A 14151-nucleotide genomic window follows, 5' to 3' on the forward strand; every position below is an offset into this window, starting at 1 on the left:
TCAGCAAGGAGCATCGCCGTGGCGGTACGAGCGGTCCGGGGCGCCGTCCAACTGGAACGGGACGAGGCCGGGCACATGGACGAGCAGGTCGCGGCCCTGCTGACCGCCCTCATGGAGCGCAACGGCCTGACGGTCGACGACCTGATCAGCCTGTGGTTCACCGCCACCCCCGACCTCCACAGCGACTTCCCGGCCGCCGCCGCCCGCGGGCTCGGCATCACCGACGTGCCGCTGATCTGCGCCCAGGAGCTGGACATCGAGGGCGCGATGCCCCGGGTCGTGCGTGTCCTCGCCCACATCGAGTCCGACCGGCCGCGCGCCGACATCGCCCACGTCTACCTCGGCGCCGCCGCGGCCCTGCGCAAGGACATCGCCCAGTGAGAACCGCACTCGTCATCGGCACCGGCCTCATCGGCACCTCCGCCGCCCTCGCCCTCACCGACCGGGGCGTCACCGTCCACCTCGCCGACCACGACCCCGAGCAGGCCCGCACCGCCGCCGCGCTCGGCGCCGGCACCGACGAGGCCCCGGACGGCCCGGTCGACCTCGCGATCGTCGCGGCACCGCCCGCCCTGGTGGCCGACGTGCTCGCCGACGCCATGACCCGCGGCGTCGCCCGGGGCTACCTCGACGTCGCCAGCGTCAAGGGCGGCCCCCGGCGGGAGCTGGAGGCGCGCGGGCTCGACCTGTCGGCGTACCTCGGCACCCACCCCATGTCCGGCCGGGAGAAGTCCGGCCCGCTGGCCGCCACCGCCGACCTCTTCGAGGGGCGCCCCTGGGTGCTGACCCCGACCCGGGACACCGACACCGAGGTGCTGAACCTCGCCCTGGAGCTGGTCTCGCACTGCCGCGCGGTGCCCGTCGTGATGGACGCGGACGCCCACGACCGCGCCGTGGCCCTCGTCTCCCACATGCCCCACCTGGTCTCCAGCATGGTCGCCGCGCGTCTGGAGCACGCCGAGGAGGCCGCCGTACGGCTGTGCGGGCAGGGCATCCGCGACGTGACCCGGATCGCCGCCTCCGACCCCCGGATGTGGATCGACATCCTCTCCGCCAACCCGGGCCCGGTCGCCGACCTGCTCACCGACGTCGCCGCCGACCTGGAGGAGACGGTACGGGCCCTGCGCGCCCTGCAGTCCTCCGACGAGGACAAGCGCCGCGAGGGCGGCACCGGCATCGCCGAGGTGCTGCGGCGCGGCAACGCCGGGCAGGTCCGCGTCCCCGGCAAGCACGGGTCGGCGCCGCGGGCCTACGAGACGGTGGCCGTCCTCATCGACGACCAGCCCGGCCAGCTGGCCCGCATCTTCGCGGACGCGGAACGGGCCGGGGTCAACGTGGAGGACGTACGGATCGAGCACGCGACCGGGCAGCAGGCGGGTCTGGTGCAGCTGATGGTCGAGCCGAAGGCCGCCGCCCTTCTCACGGCGGCCCTGGAGGAGCGGGGCTGGGCGATCCGGCAGTGAGCGCGGGGCGCCGGACGCCTGTCGGAGGGGTCCCAGCGGCCCGGTAACCTTGTGCGGGACGCGTTCGCGTCCCGCACACCACCCACCGCACCGCACCAGGAAGGTGTCCCCCCGTGGAAAACGGCGCCGCCCCGACCGCCCCGGCCGTGATTGTCGCCATCGACGGCCCCTCCGGCACGGGCAAGTCGAGCACGTCGAAGGCCGTCGCCGCCCAGCTCGGCCTCAGCTACCTGGACACCGGTGCCCAGTACCGGGCGATCACCTGGTGGATGGTGAGCAACGGGATCGACACCGACGACCCGCACGCCGTCGCCGCCGCGGCCGGCAAGCCCGAGATCGTCTCCGGCACCGACCCGGCCGGCCCGACCATCACGGTCGACGGCGTGGACGTGGCCGGCCCGATCCGCACCCCGGAGGTCACCTCCAAGGTCAGCGCGGTCAGCGCCGTACCGGAGATCCGCGCCCGGATCACCGAGCTGCAGCGCTCCATCGCCGCCGCCGCACCGCTCGGCATCGTCGTCGAGGGCCGCGACATCGGCACCACCGTGCTGCCCGACGCCGACCTCAAGATCTTCCTCACCGCCTCGGCGGAGGCCCGCGCCGCCCGCCGCAGCGGCGAGCTGAAGGGCGCCGACGTCAACGCCACCCGCGAGGCCCTGATCAAGCGGGACGCGGCCGACTCCAGCCGCAAGACCTCCCCGCTGGCCAAGGCCGGCGACGCGGTCGAGGTGGACACCACCGCCCTCACCCTGCCGCAGGTCATCGAGTGCGTCGTCACCCTCGTCGAGGAGAAGCGGGCGGGCAAGTGACCGCATCCTCCACAGCGCCCGTCCCCTCGGAGAAGGGCGCCGAGGTCGGCCGGCGCATCGGCGTCGGCCTGATGTACGGGCTGTGGAAGCCGCGCGTGCTCGGCGCCTGGCGGGTGCCCGCCACCGGCCCGGTGATCTACGCCGTCAACCACTCGCACAACATCGACGGCCCGATGGTCATGGGCGTGGCGCCCCGGCCGACGCACTTCCTGATCAAGAAGGAGGCGTTCGTCGGCCCGCTGGGACGCTTCCTGACCGGCATCGGCCAGCTGAAGGTGGACCGCCACTCCACCGACCGCACGGCCATAGGGCAGGCGCTCGGTGTGCTGGCGGACGGCGGCGTGCTCGGCATCTTCCCGGAGGGCACCCGGGGCGAGGGCGACTTCGCCTCCCTGCGGGCCGGGCTCGCCTACTTCGCGGTGCGCAGTGGCGCCCCGATCGTCCCGGTCGCGGTGCTGGGAAGCACGGACCGTCCCGGACGGTTGATAAAGGCGCTGCCCCCGCTGCGCTCCCGGGTCGACGTCGTCTTCGGCGACCCCTTCGACGCGGGCGACGGCAGCGGGCGGCGCACCCGCAGGGCACTGGACGAGGCCACCGAGCGCATCCAGAAGCAGCTCACCGCGCACCTGGAAAACGCCAGGCGCCTCACCGGGCGCTGAGTGACACTTGAGTAGTGGATCACCCGGTACAGGGGTGTTCCACCGATCACCACGATGAACGAGGTACGGACTTCATGAACGACCACATCCACCCCGAGGGCTCGGGCGAGGAGCACGACCACGGGGCGCTCGGCGACGCCGAGTACGCGCAGTTCATGGAGCTGGCCGCCGAAGAGGGCTTCGACATCGCGGACGTCGAGGGCGCCATCGAGGAGGCCGGGCACGGACCGCTGCCGGTCCTCGCCGTCGTCGGCCGCCCCAATGTCGGCAAGTCGACCCTCGTGAACCGCATCATCGGCCGTCGCGAGGCCGTCGTCGAGGACAAGCCCGGCGTCACCCGCGACCGCGTCACCTACGAGGCCGAGTGGGCGGGCCGCCGCTTCAAGGTCGTCGACACCGGCGGCTGGGAGCAGGACGTCCTCGGCATCGACGCCTCCGTGGCCGCGCAGGCCGAGTACGCCATCGAGGCCGCCGACGCCGTCGTCTTCGTCGTGGACGCCAAGGTCGGCGCCACCGACACCGACGAGGCGGTCGTCCGGCTGCTGCGCAAGGCCGGCAAGCCCGTCGTGCTGTGCGCCAACAAGGTCGACGGCCCCAGCGGCGAGGCCGACGCCTCCTACCTGTGGTCGCTGGGCCTGGGCGAGCCGCACCCGGTCTCCGCGCTGCACGGCCGTGGCACCGGCGACATGCTCGACAAGGTCCTGGAGGCCCTGCCCGAGGCCCCGGCGCAGACCTTCGGCACCGCAGTCGGCGGCCCGCGCCGCATCGCCCTGATCGGCCGCCCCAACGTCGGCAAGTCCTCCCTGCTGAACAAGGTGGCCGGCGAGGAGCGCGTCGTCGTCAACGAACTGGCCGGCACCACCCGCGACCCGGTCGACGAGCTGATCGAACTGGGCGGCGTCACCTGGAAGTTCGTCGACACGGCGGGCATCCGCAAGCGCGTCCACCTCCAGCAGGGCGCCGACTACTACGCCTCGCTGCGCACCGCCGCCGCCGTCGAGAAGGCCGAGGTCGCCGTCGTCCTCATCGACGCCTCCGAGTCGATCTCGGTCCAGGACCAGCGGATCGTCACCATGGCCGTCGAGGCGGGCCGCGCCATCGTCGTCGCCTACAACAAGTGGGACACCCTCGACGAGGAGCGCCGCTACTACCTGGAGCGGGAGATCGAGACCGAGCTGGGCCAGGTGGCGTGGGCGCCGCGGGTCAACGTCTCGGCGCAGACCGGCCGGCACATGGAGAAGCTCGTCCCGGCCATCGAGACCGCCCTGGCGGGCTGGGAGACCCGGGTCCCCACGGGCCGGCTGAACGCCTTCCTCGGCGAGCTGGTCGCCGCCCACCCGCACCCGGTGCGGGGCGGCAAGCAGCCGCGCATCCTCTTCGGCACCCAGGCGGGCACCAAGCCGCCGCGGTTCGTGCTCTTCGCCTCCGGCTTCATCGAGGCGGGCTACCGGCGCTTCATCGAGCGCCGGCTGCGCGAGGAGTTCGGCTTCGAGGGGACGCCGATCCATATCTCCGTGCGGGTGCGCGAGAAGCGCGGCGCGAAGAAGAAGTAGCGCGCACGACTACGACGTCAAGCAGCGCGTACAGCCAAGGGAGAGCGCGCCCCGCTCGGGGCGCCCTCTCCCTTGGTCGTCCGGCCGCTGTACGGCGGTCAGGTGCCGGATCGCGGGGCCGGGGGCAGTGCCGCCGGGACGTGGTGCGTGCCGCCGACGCGCTGCCACACCGACTGCTGGCCGACGCGGGCGCTCTGGGCCCCCGCGCTGTAGGCGCTGTAGGCGCTTCTGCCGCGCGGGATGCTCCGGAAGGCCGTGAATCCCAGCTCCTCCTCACCGCTGCGATCGCCGGGCAGCGATCGGAAGGACCGGACGTACTCGGCGTAGAGCGCGTCGTAGATCGGCGTGGCCGAGGGGCCGCCGTGGCGGTGGAAGGCGTCGTATGCGTACACGTATGTCCAAACGACCTCGCGCGGGAAGGGATGCGGCCCCCGGGACAGCCGTTCGGCGGCCGTGCGGAAGGGCTCAGGTTCCCGCCAGCGGCAGCGCGGCCGCGACCAGCTGTCCGTTCGCCGCCGCCTTGTCCAGCGCGTCCCGCAGCAGGTCCTCGCGCGGCTGCCGGCCGATGGACCCGACGGGTGCCGCGAACATCAGCACCTGCTGGTGCTTGTTGGCCGCCGTGCGCCAGCCCTCGGTGACCTGGAGCGGCTGGTGCGCCTGCCACCAGGCGACCGGCCGGCCGCCGTTCGTCCCGGGCTGGAGCACCGCGTGCAGCTGGCCCATCGCGAGCAGCACCGACCAGCCGTGCAGCACGGCCGGCGCGGTGGACAGCTCGGTGACCGGCATGAAGCCCTGCTCGATCAGCAGCGGCAGGAAGTCGTCGCCGGAGCCCACCGTGCCGGGCCGCGCGATGGGCGCGGTCGGTTCCACCACGAGGGCCGGGTGCAGCTCCCCGGCGATGAGGATCAGTCCGCTGGTCACCCCGAGCACGGCCTGCTCGGGGGCGGCCTTCTCGGGGGCGGCGGGAGCGGGCTCGGAGCGGGCCTGGTCGGCGCTGATGGACCGCACGGCCCCCTGGAGCTGCTCCTCGGTGACCTTGACGACCTGCGAGGGCAGGCAGCCGGCGTGGGCGAAGGCGAGCACGGCGGTCTCGTCCCCGATGAACAGGACGGTGCTGGTGCGCTCCTGCTCACAGTCGCCGGGAGTGCGGCAGGACGTGCAGTCGTAGCTGCCCGGGGCGGACTCCCCGGCCAGCAGGCGGTCGGCTTCTTCGTCGCCGATCTCGGCGCGTACGTCGTCGCTGACGTCGAGCATGCGCGGCACGGGTGGCTCCCTCGGGATGCGGTCGTGGCCGGACCGGGTGGCTCCCGGGCCGTGATCCGGGCGGGTCCCGGCTCATGCAAAGACAACGGGCGATCCGTGGCGGGAGTCACGCCCCGTGGCCGACGGAATCGAACCATGCGACCCACCAGGTCTTCCGGGCGTCGCGACCGTCGCCGTGCCCCCAAGTCGACTGCCGTGAACAGGGGTTGAGCCGACGGGTCAGCTCTGGCCGGCCTGCCCGTGAGTCGACAAATCATGAAATCAGCGAATGAACAGGGTGACTGGAAATGGTCGTCGCCGAGCGGTCGCCCCGGTCGTGACCACATCGCAATCGGACACGGACAACCAGAAGGCGGGGTTCCGGGTCTAACCGGACGACGACAAGCCCATGGGAGGAACCGCACCGCATGACGCCGCCGGCCCCGCCGGCCGCCCCGCTGCGCGCCGACTGCATCGGCGACTCCGCGGGCGGTCTGACCTTCGACGTCGCCGCGCGCGGAAACCCCGGGGCGGCCCTGCTCATCCTGCGCCGCCGCGGCTCCGACGAGGCCGTCGACGCCGCCGGAGACACGGTGAGCCTGCCGCTGGCCCCGGCGGCAGCCGGCCGGCTGCGCGCCGCGCTGCCCAGCAGCGTGTCCCTTCCCGAGGGCCGCTGGGACGCGTACGCCCGCCTCTCCGACGGTGAGCCGCGGCGCCTGGTGCCCGGCGTCACTGATCTGCGCTCCCTCGCCGACCGCACTCCCAGCGGGCTGCTCGGCCATGTCGCCGTCCGCATCCCGTACGCCACCCGGCAGGGCAACCTCACCGTCCGCAGCTGGCTGCGCGCCCCGCACGCCGAGGCGGTGGACCTGCGCCTCACCGGCGGCGGCCTGACCGTACGCGGGCGGGTGTACGGCACCCAGCTCGTGCCCGGGGCCGACGCGGAGCTGCGCGCCCGGCCGGGAGACGGGGACGGCGGCCGGGACGGCGGCGGCGTGCGCCGGGTGGAGGTCGTCGCGGAGCGGACCGAGTTCGCCTTCACGGTGCCCTACGGCGGCCTGGCGCCGGGCGTGTGGGACCTGTGGCTGCGGCCCGCCGGTGACCACGGCCCGGCGGTGCGCCTCGCGCGGCTGCTGGACGACGTCGCCGACAAGAACCCGGTCTTCACCTTTCCCCGCGCCCGCGTGCGCACGCCGCACGGCCCCGTGGAGGCCGGGCCGTACTACACCCGGGACAACGACCTGTCGCTCGCCGTCGTCGCGCTGGACGCCTGAACGCCTGAACGCCTGAAGCCGGACCGCCGCGGGATGCGCGGGACGGGACCGCTGGCGTGTCCGATGTTCGATTCGTGTAAGCGATCCGCGGGCCCTTCCGCACGGCGCACGGAAGTGTGTTCGGGAGTCTCCGGGCGTGAAATGCGGAGTGCCGCCGGGCCGACCCGAGTGCCTTTTCCGCTCGCCTATTCGACGGGGTACCGCGACGCGCGACAATTCACCTGGGCGGTCTTCGGAACTTGGGCAAAATCGTCCGTCCGTGTGAACGCGTTCCAGCAAAACGCGCATCATGATCCTGTGACAGAAATGTGACCGTAGGTGCACCCGTGACCCGTGTTACCGGCGTGGGCTTCCCCGCTCCCCGGGCAGGGCATAGCGTGGCGGCATGGCACCGATTCCGACCCCACCGGCCGAACCCCAGGACAGCCCGGACACCTACGTGGGCCTCGATTCCGGCGCGGCCGAACGGCTGGCGCGGGAGCGGGGCTGGTCGACGGTGCGGTCCCTGGCACCGGGCACGGTGATCACCATGGAGTACCGCGTGGGCCGCCTCAACTTCGAGGTGAAGGACGGCCGGGTCGCCCGGGCCTGGAAGGGCTGAGACCCGCCGCACGCGCCCCCGACGGCACGCTCAGCCGCCCGACAGGGGGCGTGCCGCCGGGGCCGAGCTGCGCGGGTGGCGGTCGGCGTGCGGCGGCCGGCGGCTGCCGGCCGGGGTCACCGGCGAACGGTCCGAGCGGGCCGTGTGCGGGCCCGGCGCCAGGTGGGCCGGGGCACGGGCGGTACGGGGCGCGGCGACCGGCTCGCGGGCCGGTGCCTCCGCCCGGCCGGAGCCCGGCGGCGTGACCGCGACGGGCGGGCCGACCGGCCGCCGTGCCGTCCTCTGCCGGCCGCGGCGGGCGTACCAGCGGTCGCGCAGGCCGAGGATCCACGCCTCCGCGCGGGTGATCAGCGGCTCGAACCACGGGAGCGCCAGCAGGATCAGCAGCCCCGCCGCCCAGCCCAGGAGCACGTCGCTGAGCCAGTGCGTGCCGAGGTAGACGGTGGACATGCCCACCCCCAGCGAGGTGACCGCGGACAGCGCGGACAGCCAGCGCCGGGCACGGTGCGTCGAGGCCAGATAGGCGAGGATGCCCCAGGTCACGACGGCGTTCGCGGTGTGACCGCTCGGAAATATATCGCCGCCGAGCCACATCTCGTTGGCGCCGATCGTGGTCGCGTAGTGGGGTCCGAGGCGGCCCATGCCGTACTTGGCGGCGCCGACCGTGACGTTCAGCAGAAGCAGGGAGACCCCGAGGGCCAGCAGCGGACGCAGCGTGTGCTGCCGCCAGGAGCGCCAGCCGAGCCAGGCCGCGACCATCACGGCGGTGGGTCCGCGCTGGCCGAGCACCACGTAGTAGTCGACGAACGCGTGGATCTCGGGCCACTGCTGGTAGGGCCGGAAGAACATGACCTGCCAGTCGAGCCGGACCAGCCACGAGGTGATCACCACGGCCCACACGATCGCGAGGTAGAACGCGAGGGTTCCGGCGAACAGCGCGAACCTGTGCCGGGACATCTCCGGCGCGTCCAGGAGCTCCGGTCGTTCCGGCTCCCGGTCCAGTCTCGCGAACACCCGGTCCAGACGGGTGGGCTTCCGTTCGGTACGCACCCAATCGACGTTACAGCGAGTGAGGAGTGATCCCTGACGAATCAACGGCTTTGTGATGACGATGTGATGTGGGATTCCTCTCAGCGGGTGCCCTATTTCCGGGTAATCCGCAATCCCGTTCGGCGGTGGACTTCAATTCCTTTGATCTGTCCGGTCGGCGGTTTTATCGTGCTTATGAATGAGTTCACCGAATGCTGGTACGGAATTGGCCCGCCGGTCAGGGCGGGCCGGAGCCGTTCAGCCAGAAGGCCCCGTACACGGCGGACACCGCCGCGACACCGCACACGACCGCCGCCGACCTGGCGGTACGCAGCCGGGCCAGGGCCACGGCCAGGGGGAACAGCAGCGGGAACGCGGGCAGCAGCAGCCGGGGCTTCGAGCCGAAGTAGCTCGACGCGCACAGGGCGAGCACGGTGACGACCCCCGCGTACACCAGCAGCGGGAGCGGCTGGCGCTGCCGTACGCACACCACGCACAGCCGGGCCAGCAGCGCGACCGCGACGATCAGCCCGACGCCGGCCAGGGCCGCCGGGAACGAGGTGAACTTCCCGGCGACGAAACGAGCGAAGGCCACGCCCCCGTCGAAGCCGTTGCGCCAGCCGGCCTGCACGTCGAGATAGCCGAACGGGCCCTTGCCGGTGCGGTGGCCGACCCACAGGACGTAACCGGCGGCGCCCAGGGGCGCGAGCAGCATGCCCAGCACCCGCCGAACGCCGCGCCCGCCGTCCGTACCGCCCTCGCGCCGGTCGCGCACGTACGCCGTGAGCGCGGCCGCCCACACCGCCGCCGCCACCGCGAGCCCGACCGGGCGGGTCAGCCCGGCCAGCGCGGCCAGCGTTCCCGCCGTCACCCAGCGCCCGGTCAGCACCGCGTACAGCGACCAGGCGGCCAGGGCTGTGAACAGGGACTCGCTGTACGCCATCGACTGCACGATCCCGACCGGCAGCACGGCCCACAGCAGTACCGCGCAGACGCCCGCGCGGCGACCGTACACGTGGTCCGCCACCGCGAAGATCCCCCAGGCGGCGGCGAGCGAGGCGAGCAGGCTCACGACGAAGCCCGCGTCCGCGTACGACAGCGGGGAGACGGCCGCGCCCAGCCGCTCCAGCCAGGGCAGCAGCGGGAAGAAGGCCAGGTTGGAGTGGACGTCACCGTTCGGCAGCCGCACCTCGTAGCCGTATCCCAGCTCGGCGACCCTGGTGTACCAGAGGGAGTCCCAGCGGGCCGTCAGCAGCGTGTACGCGCTCTTGTCGCGCGTGGCGCTCCACACGGCCAGGGCGAGCAGGCCCAGCGCGCGTACGGCGGCGTAGCCGAGGAGCGCCGGGGCGGCCCGACGCAGGACACCGGACGGGCCCGGGGCGCCGAGGCGGCCCGCGGTGCGCGTTTCAAGATCGGTCACGGACTCGATTATCTGCCGGGCGCGAGGGCCGCCGGTCCGCCGGGCGGGCGGGACGGCGGCCGCAGTGGCGCACGCCACACGGGTGAGGCGGGATGTGTGAGGCCTGCCACGTGTGCACCGCACGGTCTGGCGTACTCTGGCGAATCACTCGCGTTCCGTTGCACGGCCCGGAGCCCCCCGCTCCCCTCCGGCCGAGCCGCAGGGGAGTCCCCACCCCACGGCCCGCCGGACGCGAGGGAACATCTTGGAGGTACGTACATGTCCGGGACGACCACGGCTGCCGCCGCGCCGCGCCGTCGGGCGGCCGGGGCCGGTGCCAACCGCTGGGTCGTCCTCGTCGTCCTCTGCGTCAGCCTGCTGCTCGTCGCCGTCGACGCGACCGTGCTGCACGTGGCGGTCCCCGCCGTCACCGAGGACCTCAGGCCCGGCGCCATCGAACTGCTCTGGATCGTCGACGTCTACCCGCTCGTCTGCGCCTCGCTGCTGATCCTCTTCGGCACGCTGGGCGACCGGGTGGGCCGCAGACGGGTCCTGCTGCTCGGCTACGCCCTCTTCGGCGTCGCCTCCGCGCTCGCGGCCCTCGCCGAGAGCGCCCAGGTGCTGATCGCGGCCCGTGCGCTGCTCGGCGTCGGCGGCGCCATGATCATGCCGGCGACGCTGTCGATCCTGCGGCAGGTCTTTCCCGACCGGCGGGAGCGGGCGCTGGCCATCGGCATCTGGAGCGCCGTGGCCGCGGTCGGCGCGGCGGTCGGACCGCTGCTCGGCGGTTTCCTGCTGGAGCACTTCTGGTGGGGCTCGGTCTTCCTCGTCAACATCCCGCTCATGCTGGTCAGCCTGCCGGTGGGGCGGCTGCTGCTGCCCGAGTCGAAGGGCGACGGCCGCGGGCCCTGGGACGTGCTCGGCGCGCTGATGGCGGCGGGCGGTCTGTTCGGCGTCGTGCTGGGGGTGAAGCGGCTGGGCGGCGGCGAGCCGGTGGCCAGCCTGCTCACCCTGCTGCCGCTGGTGGCGGGCGCGGCGCTGCTGGCGGGTTTCGTACGCCGACAGCGACGGCGCGCGCACCCGCTGGTGGACCTCGCGATGTTCCGGCGGCCGGCGTTCAGTACGTCGGTCGGGTGCATCGTGCTGGCCATGCTGGCCCTGGTGGGGCTCGAACTGATCGCGGCGCAGTACCTGCAACTCGTGCTCGGTCTTTCCCCGCTGGAGACCGGGCTGCGGCTGCTGCCGCTGACCTTCGCGGCGATGGGGGCGGGGCTGGCGGGCGCGCGGCTGCTGCGGCGGTTCGGGCCGCGGCGGATGGTGTGCGCGGGGTTCTGTCTGACCGCCTTCGCGGTGCTGCTGCTGACGGCGATGGGCCGCGCCGACAACTGCGCGCTGCTGCTGACCGGGTTCGTGCTGCTCGGCTTCGGTCTGGAGACGACGCTGTTCGGGGCGTACGAGTCGATGCTGAGCGAGGCGCCGCAGGAGCAGTCGGGAGGCGCGGCGGCGATCGGGGAGACCTCGTACCAGCTGGGCGCCGGGATCGGCATCGCCCTGCTGGGCAGCGTGATGAACGCGGCGTACGCGCCCGGGCTGACGGGCGGCGTGCCGGGGGTGCCGTCGTCGGCGTCGGTGGCGGCGGGGCATTCGCTGGGGGAGGCGTACGAGGTTGCCGCGCGGCTCGGGGGGCCGGCGGGGGTCGCGCTGCGGCGGGCCGCGGGGGACGCGTTCGTGCACGGGCTGCATGTGACGTTGGTGGTGAGTGCGGGGTTGTTGCTGCTGGGGGCGGTGATGGCGTTGCGGTTGCCGCGGGTGATGCAGTGCGAGGAGGTTTCGGTGCCGGCGCCTCGGGGTGCCGTGGAGCCCCAGTCCCGTGTCTCGGTGTGACCCCGTCCTCACCCACCCACGCACCACCCGTTCACCATCGGCCGAGGGGTGGGCGTTTCACGTGGGTGGCCTAGGAGCGTCGGCGGCTGCGGGCCGTTTTCGCGGGTCTCCCACCCATGCACCACCCGTTTGCCGTCGTCCGCGAGGCCGTCGGCAGTGGACGGGGCTGCCGGGAGGCAGCGGGCGGCCGTGTCCTGCTGCCGGGCATGTACCGCAAGCCGCCGACGGTGGATCAGCCCCACGGGCGACGTCCACTCCGCTCTTGACGGTGAACGGGTGGTGCGCGGGTGGGTGACGGGCATGGTGGACGTGTGGGGCGCCGCATCGTAACGTCGGCAACGACAGCCGTGACTAGCGGCGCTAGTTTTAATAGTTCCGGAGGGTGTCCCATGGCCGCGTCCCCCAAGTTGCCCGCGTTCGACCCCGCCGACCCCCTCGGCATCGACGACCTGCTCGAGCCGGAGGCCCTCGCGATCCGGGACACCGTACGGGGCTGGGCGACCGACCGGGTGCTGCCGTACGTCGCGGACTGGTACGAGAAGGGCGAGCTGCCCGGGATCAGGGAGCTGGCGCGCGAGCTCGGCTCCATCGGCGCGCTCGGGATGTCCCTCGACGGGTACGGCTGCGCCGGGGCCAGTGCCGTCCAGTACGGGCTGGCCTGTCTGGAGCTGGAGGCGGCCGACTCCGGCATCCGCTCCCTGGTCTCCGTGCAGGGCTCCCTCGCCATGTACGCCGTCCACCGCTTCGGGAGCGAGGAGCAGAAGCAGCGGTGGCTGCCGCGCATGGCCGCCGGTGAGGTCATCGGGTGCTTCGGGCTGACCGAGCCCGACCACGGGTCCGACCCGGCCGCCATGCGCACCCACGCCAAGCGGGACGCCGGTGGCGACTGGGTGCTCAACGGGCGCAAGATGTGGATCACCAACGGCTCGGTGGCCGGTGTCGCCGTCGTCTGGGCGCAGACCGAGGAGGGCGTCCGGGGCTTCGTCGTCCCGACCGACAGCGCCGGCTTCTCCGCGCCCGAGATCAAGCACAAGTGGTCCCTGCGGGCCAGCGTCACCAGCGAGCTGGTCATGGACGACGTACGGCTGCCCGCCGATGCGGTGCTGCCGGAGGTGACCGGGCTGCGCGGGCCGCTGAGCTGTCTGTCGCACGCCCGTTACGGGATCGTCTGGGGCTCGATGGGGGCGGCGCGCAGTTCCTTCGAGGCGGCCCTGGAGTACGCGAAGTCGCGGGAGCAGTTCGGGCGGGCCATCGGCGGGTTCCAGCTGACCCAGGCCAAGCTCGCCGACATGGCGGTCGAACTGCACAAGGGGATCCTGCTCGCCCACCATCTCGGGCGGCGCATGGACGCCGGCCGCCTGCGTCCCGAGCAGGTCAGCTTCGGCAAGCTGAACAACGTCCGCGAGGCCATCGACATCTGCCGTACGGCGCGAACGATCCTCGGCGCCAACGGGATCTCGCTCGAATACCCCGTGATGCGGCACGCGACGAACCTGGAATCGGTGCTCACCTACGAGGGCACCGTAGAGATGCACCAGCTGGTGCTGGGCAAGGCGCTCACCGGACTCGACGCCTTCCGGTAGGAAGCCGGTACCGGTAGGAGTCCGGCGGGGTGGGGCGGGGCCGTGGTGCGCGGCCCCGCCTCAGCTCTGGTTGAAGAAACCGTCGGAACGGTGCGCGGCGGGCTCGCCGCTGATGACCTGGGTGTCGGCCGGGCTCAGCAGGAACACCCGGGTGGACACCCGCTCGATCGAACCGCGCAGGCCGAAGATGAGTCCGGCCGCGAAGTCGACGACGCGCTTGGCGTCGGTGCCCTCCATGGCCGTCAGGTTGACGATGACCGGGACGCCGTCCCGGAACAGCTCGCCGATGGCCCGTGCGTCCCGGAAGCTGTCCGGGGTGACCGTCGCGATGCGGCGGCCCTTCTCCTCGGCCACGTCCGAGGCCACCTTGACCCGCGGGTCCGTGACCCAGGCGTCGCCGGTCTCGTTGCCCTCGGAGTAGTCGTCGTCGTAGTAGCGCTCGTCATCGTTGTCGTCGACGAGGCCGAGCCACGCACTCGCCTTGCGTACCGATCCCATGGACGCCTCCTCTCACAGCGGTCTTTCGTGCTTCCGCATCCCTATGGTCATCCATGATGCGGACGTCGCGCCAAGTGGATAGACGCCGCGCGGGGGGTTTGTGACGGTACTGGTGCACAGCGGATCCGTCGAGAGTCCTTGTGTCCCAAGGGTCGTT

At 72.8% G+C, this 14151-nt stretch carries 14 protein-coding genes; 9 read left to right on the plus strand and 5 right to left on the minus strand.

Annotation, left to right across the window (positions count from 1 at the left end):
* Positions 1-18: 18 nt before the first annotated feature.
* The 5 genes from aroH to der all read left to right on the plus strand — a co-directional run bounded on the left by aroH (position 19) and on the right by der (position 4484).
* Positions 19-381 (plus strand): chorismate mutase, encoded by a 363-nt coding sequence (gene aroH / locus D1J63_RS28945; RefSeq protein ID WP_007448000.1) that lies wholly within the window; start codon positions 19-21, stop codon positions 379-381.
* The gene (locus tag D1J63_RS28950; protein WP_125632904.1) at positions 378-1463 is read left to right on the plus strand and encodes a prephenate dehydrogenase; all 1086 of its coding nucleotides are present in this window, start codon (positions 378-380) and stop codon (positions 1461-1463) included. The genes aroH and D1J63_RS28950 overlap by 4 nt, the downstream gene beginning before the upstream one ends.
* Before the next feature lie 113 nt (positions 1464-1576).
* Positions 1577-2272, plus strand: coding sequence for a (d)CMP kinase (gene cmk, locus D1J63_RS28955; RefSeq protein WP_102931338.1), 696 nt, complete (start codon positions 1577-1579; stop codon positions 2270-2272).
* A gap of 71 nt (positions 2273-2343) precedes the next feature.
* Positions 2344-2931: a lysophospholipid acyltransferase family protein gene (locus tag D1J63_RS28960; protein WP_164713243.1), complete on the plus strand. Its 588-nt coding sequence runs from the start codon at positions 2344-2346 to the stop codon at positions 2929-2931.
* Positions 2932-3005: 74 nt separating this feature from the next.
* A complete protein-coding gene (gene der / locus D1J63_RS28965) occupies positions 3006-4484 on the plus strand; it encodes a ribosome biogenesis GTPase Der (protein ID WP_102931336.1) in 1479 nt (492 codons plus the stop codon).
* A 98-nt stretch (positions 4485-4582) separates the two neighbouring features.
* On the opposite strand, the gene D1J63_RS28970 is transcribed toward der, so the two are convergent.
* Together D1J63_RS28970 and D1J63_RS28975 are read right to left on the minus strand one after the other, a co-directional pair.
* Positions 4583-4876, minus strand: a complete 294-nt coding sequence (locus tag D1J63_RS28970) for a hypothetical protein (RefSeq protein WP_102931335.1) — start codon at positions 4874-4876, stop codon at positions 4583-4585.
* 73 nt (positions 4877-4949) lie between these two features.
* On the minus strand, positions 4950-5747 hold the full coding sequence (locus D1J63_RS28975) for a hypothetical protein (RefSeq protein ID WP_102931334.1): 798 nt from the start codon (positions 5745-5747) through the stop codon (positions 4950-4952).
* Positions 5748-6154: 407 nt separating this feature from the next.
* On the opposite strand from D1J63_RS28975, the gene D1J63_RS28980 reads away from it, so the two are divergent.
* Complete coding sequence (locus tag D1J63_RS28980) at positions 6155-7000, plus strand: hypothetical protein (protein ID WP_125632906.1); 846 nt, start codon at positions 6155-6157, stop codon at positions 6998-7000.
* Between the two features lie 385 nt (positions 7001-7385).
* Entirely contained in the window at positions 7386-7601 is a 216-nt protein-coding gene (locus tag D1J63_RS28985; protein WP_102931031.1) for an I78 family peptidase inhibitor, read from the plus strand.
* A gap of 30 nt (positions 7602-7631) precedes the next feature.
* On the opposite strand, the gene D1J63_RS28990 is transcribed toward D1J63_RS28985, so the two are convergent.
* Both D1J63_RS28990 and D1J63_RS28995 read right to left on the minus strand, forming a co-directional pair.
* Positions 7632-8651, minus strand: coding sequence for a phosphatase PAP2 family protein (locus D1J63_RS28990; protein ID WP_125632908.1), 1020 nt, complete (start codon positions 8649-8651; stop codon positions 7632-7634).
* Positions 8652-8868: 217 nt separating this feature from the next.
* Complete coding sequence (locus D1J63_RS28995) at positions 8869-10050, minus strand: glycosyltransferase family 39 protein (RefSeq protein ID WP_125632910.1); 1182 nt, start codon at positions 10048-10050, stop codon at positions 8869-8871.
* 258 nt (positions 10051-10308) lie between these two features.
* Here D1J63_RS28995 and D1J63_RS29000 point away from each other — a divergent pair, with 258 nt between their 5' ends.
* Positions 10309-11913 (plus strand): MFS transporter, encoded by a 1605-nt coding sequence (locus D1J63_RS29000; protein WP_125632912.1) that lies wholly within the window; start codon positions 10309-10311, stop codon positions 11911-11913.
* A 389-nt stretch (positions 11914-12302) separates the two neighbouring features.
* Positions 12303-13496, plus strand: coding sequence for an acyl-CoA dehydrogenase family protein (locus D1J63_RS29005; RefSeq protein WP_125632914.1), 1194 nt, complete (start codon positions 12303-12305; stop codon positions 13494-13496).
* 60 nt (positions 13497-13556) lie between these two features.
* On the opposite strand, the gene D1J63_RS29010 is transcribed toward D1J63_RS29005, so the two are convergent.
* Positions 13557-13994, minus strand: a complete 438-nt coding sequence (locus D1J63_RS29010) for a cell division protein SepF (protein WP_061445547.1) — start codon at positions 13992-13994, stop codon at positions 13557-13559.
* Positions 13995-14151 lie beyond the last annotated feature (157 nt).

Source organism: Streptomyces sp. KPB2 (genome assembly GCF_003950055.1).
Taxonomy (GTDB): domain Bacteria; phylum Actinomycetota; class Actinomycetes; order Streptomycetales; family Streptomycetaceae; genus Streptomyces; species Streptomyces salinarius.

Excerpts from the sequence above, each read along its gene's own strand:
- D1J63_RS29010 (WP_061445547.1), bottom strand. The coding sequence starts at position 13,994 with ATGGGATCGGTACGCAAGGCGAGTGCGTGGCTCGGCCTCGTCGACGAC.
- D1J63_RS28980 (WP_125632906.1), top strand. The coding sequence starts at position 6,155 with ATGACGCCGCCGGCCCCGCCGGCCGCCCCGCTGCGCGCCGACTGCATC.
- D1J63_RS29000 (WP_125632912.1), top strand. The coding sequence starts at position 10,309 with ATGTCCGGGACGACCACGGCTGCCGCCGCGCCGCGCCGTCGGGCGGCC.
- der (WP_102931336.1), top strand. The coding sequence starts at position 3,006 with ATGAACGACCACATCCACCCCGAGGGCTCGGGCGAGGAGCACGACCAC.
- D1J63_RS28960 (WP_164713243.1), top strand. The coding sequence starts at position 2,344 with ATGTACGGGCTGTGGAAGCCGCGCGTGCTCGGCGCCTGGCGGGTGCCC.
- D1J63_RS28985 (WP_102931031.1), top strand. The coding sequence starts at position 7,386 with ATGGCACCGATTCCGACCCCACCGGCCGAACCCCAGGACAGCCCGGAC.
- D1J63_RS29005 (WP_125632914.1), top strand. The coding sequence starts at position 12,303 with ATGGCCGCGTCCCCCAAGTTGCCCGCGTTCGACCCCGCCGACCCCCTC.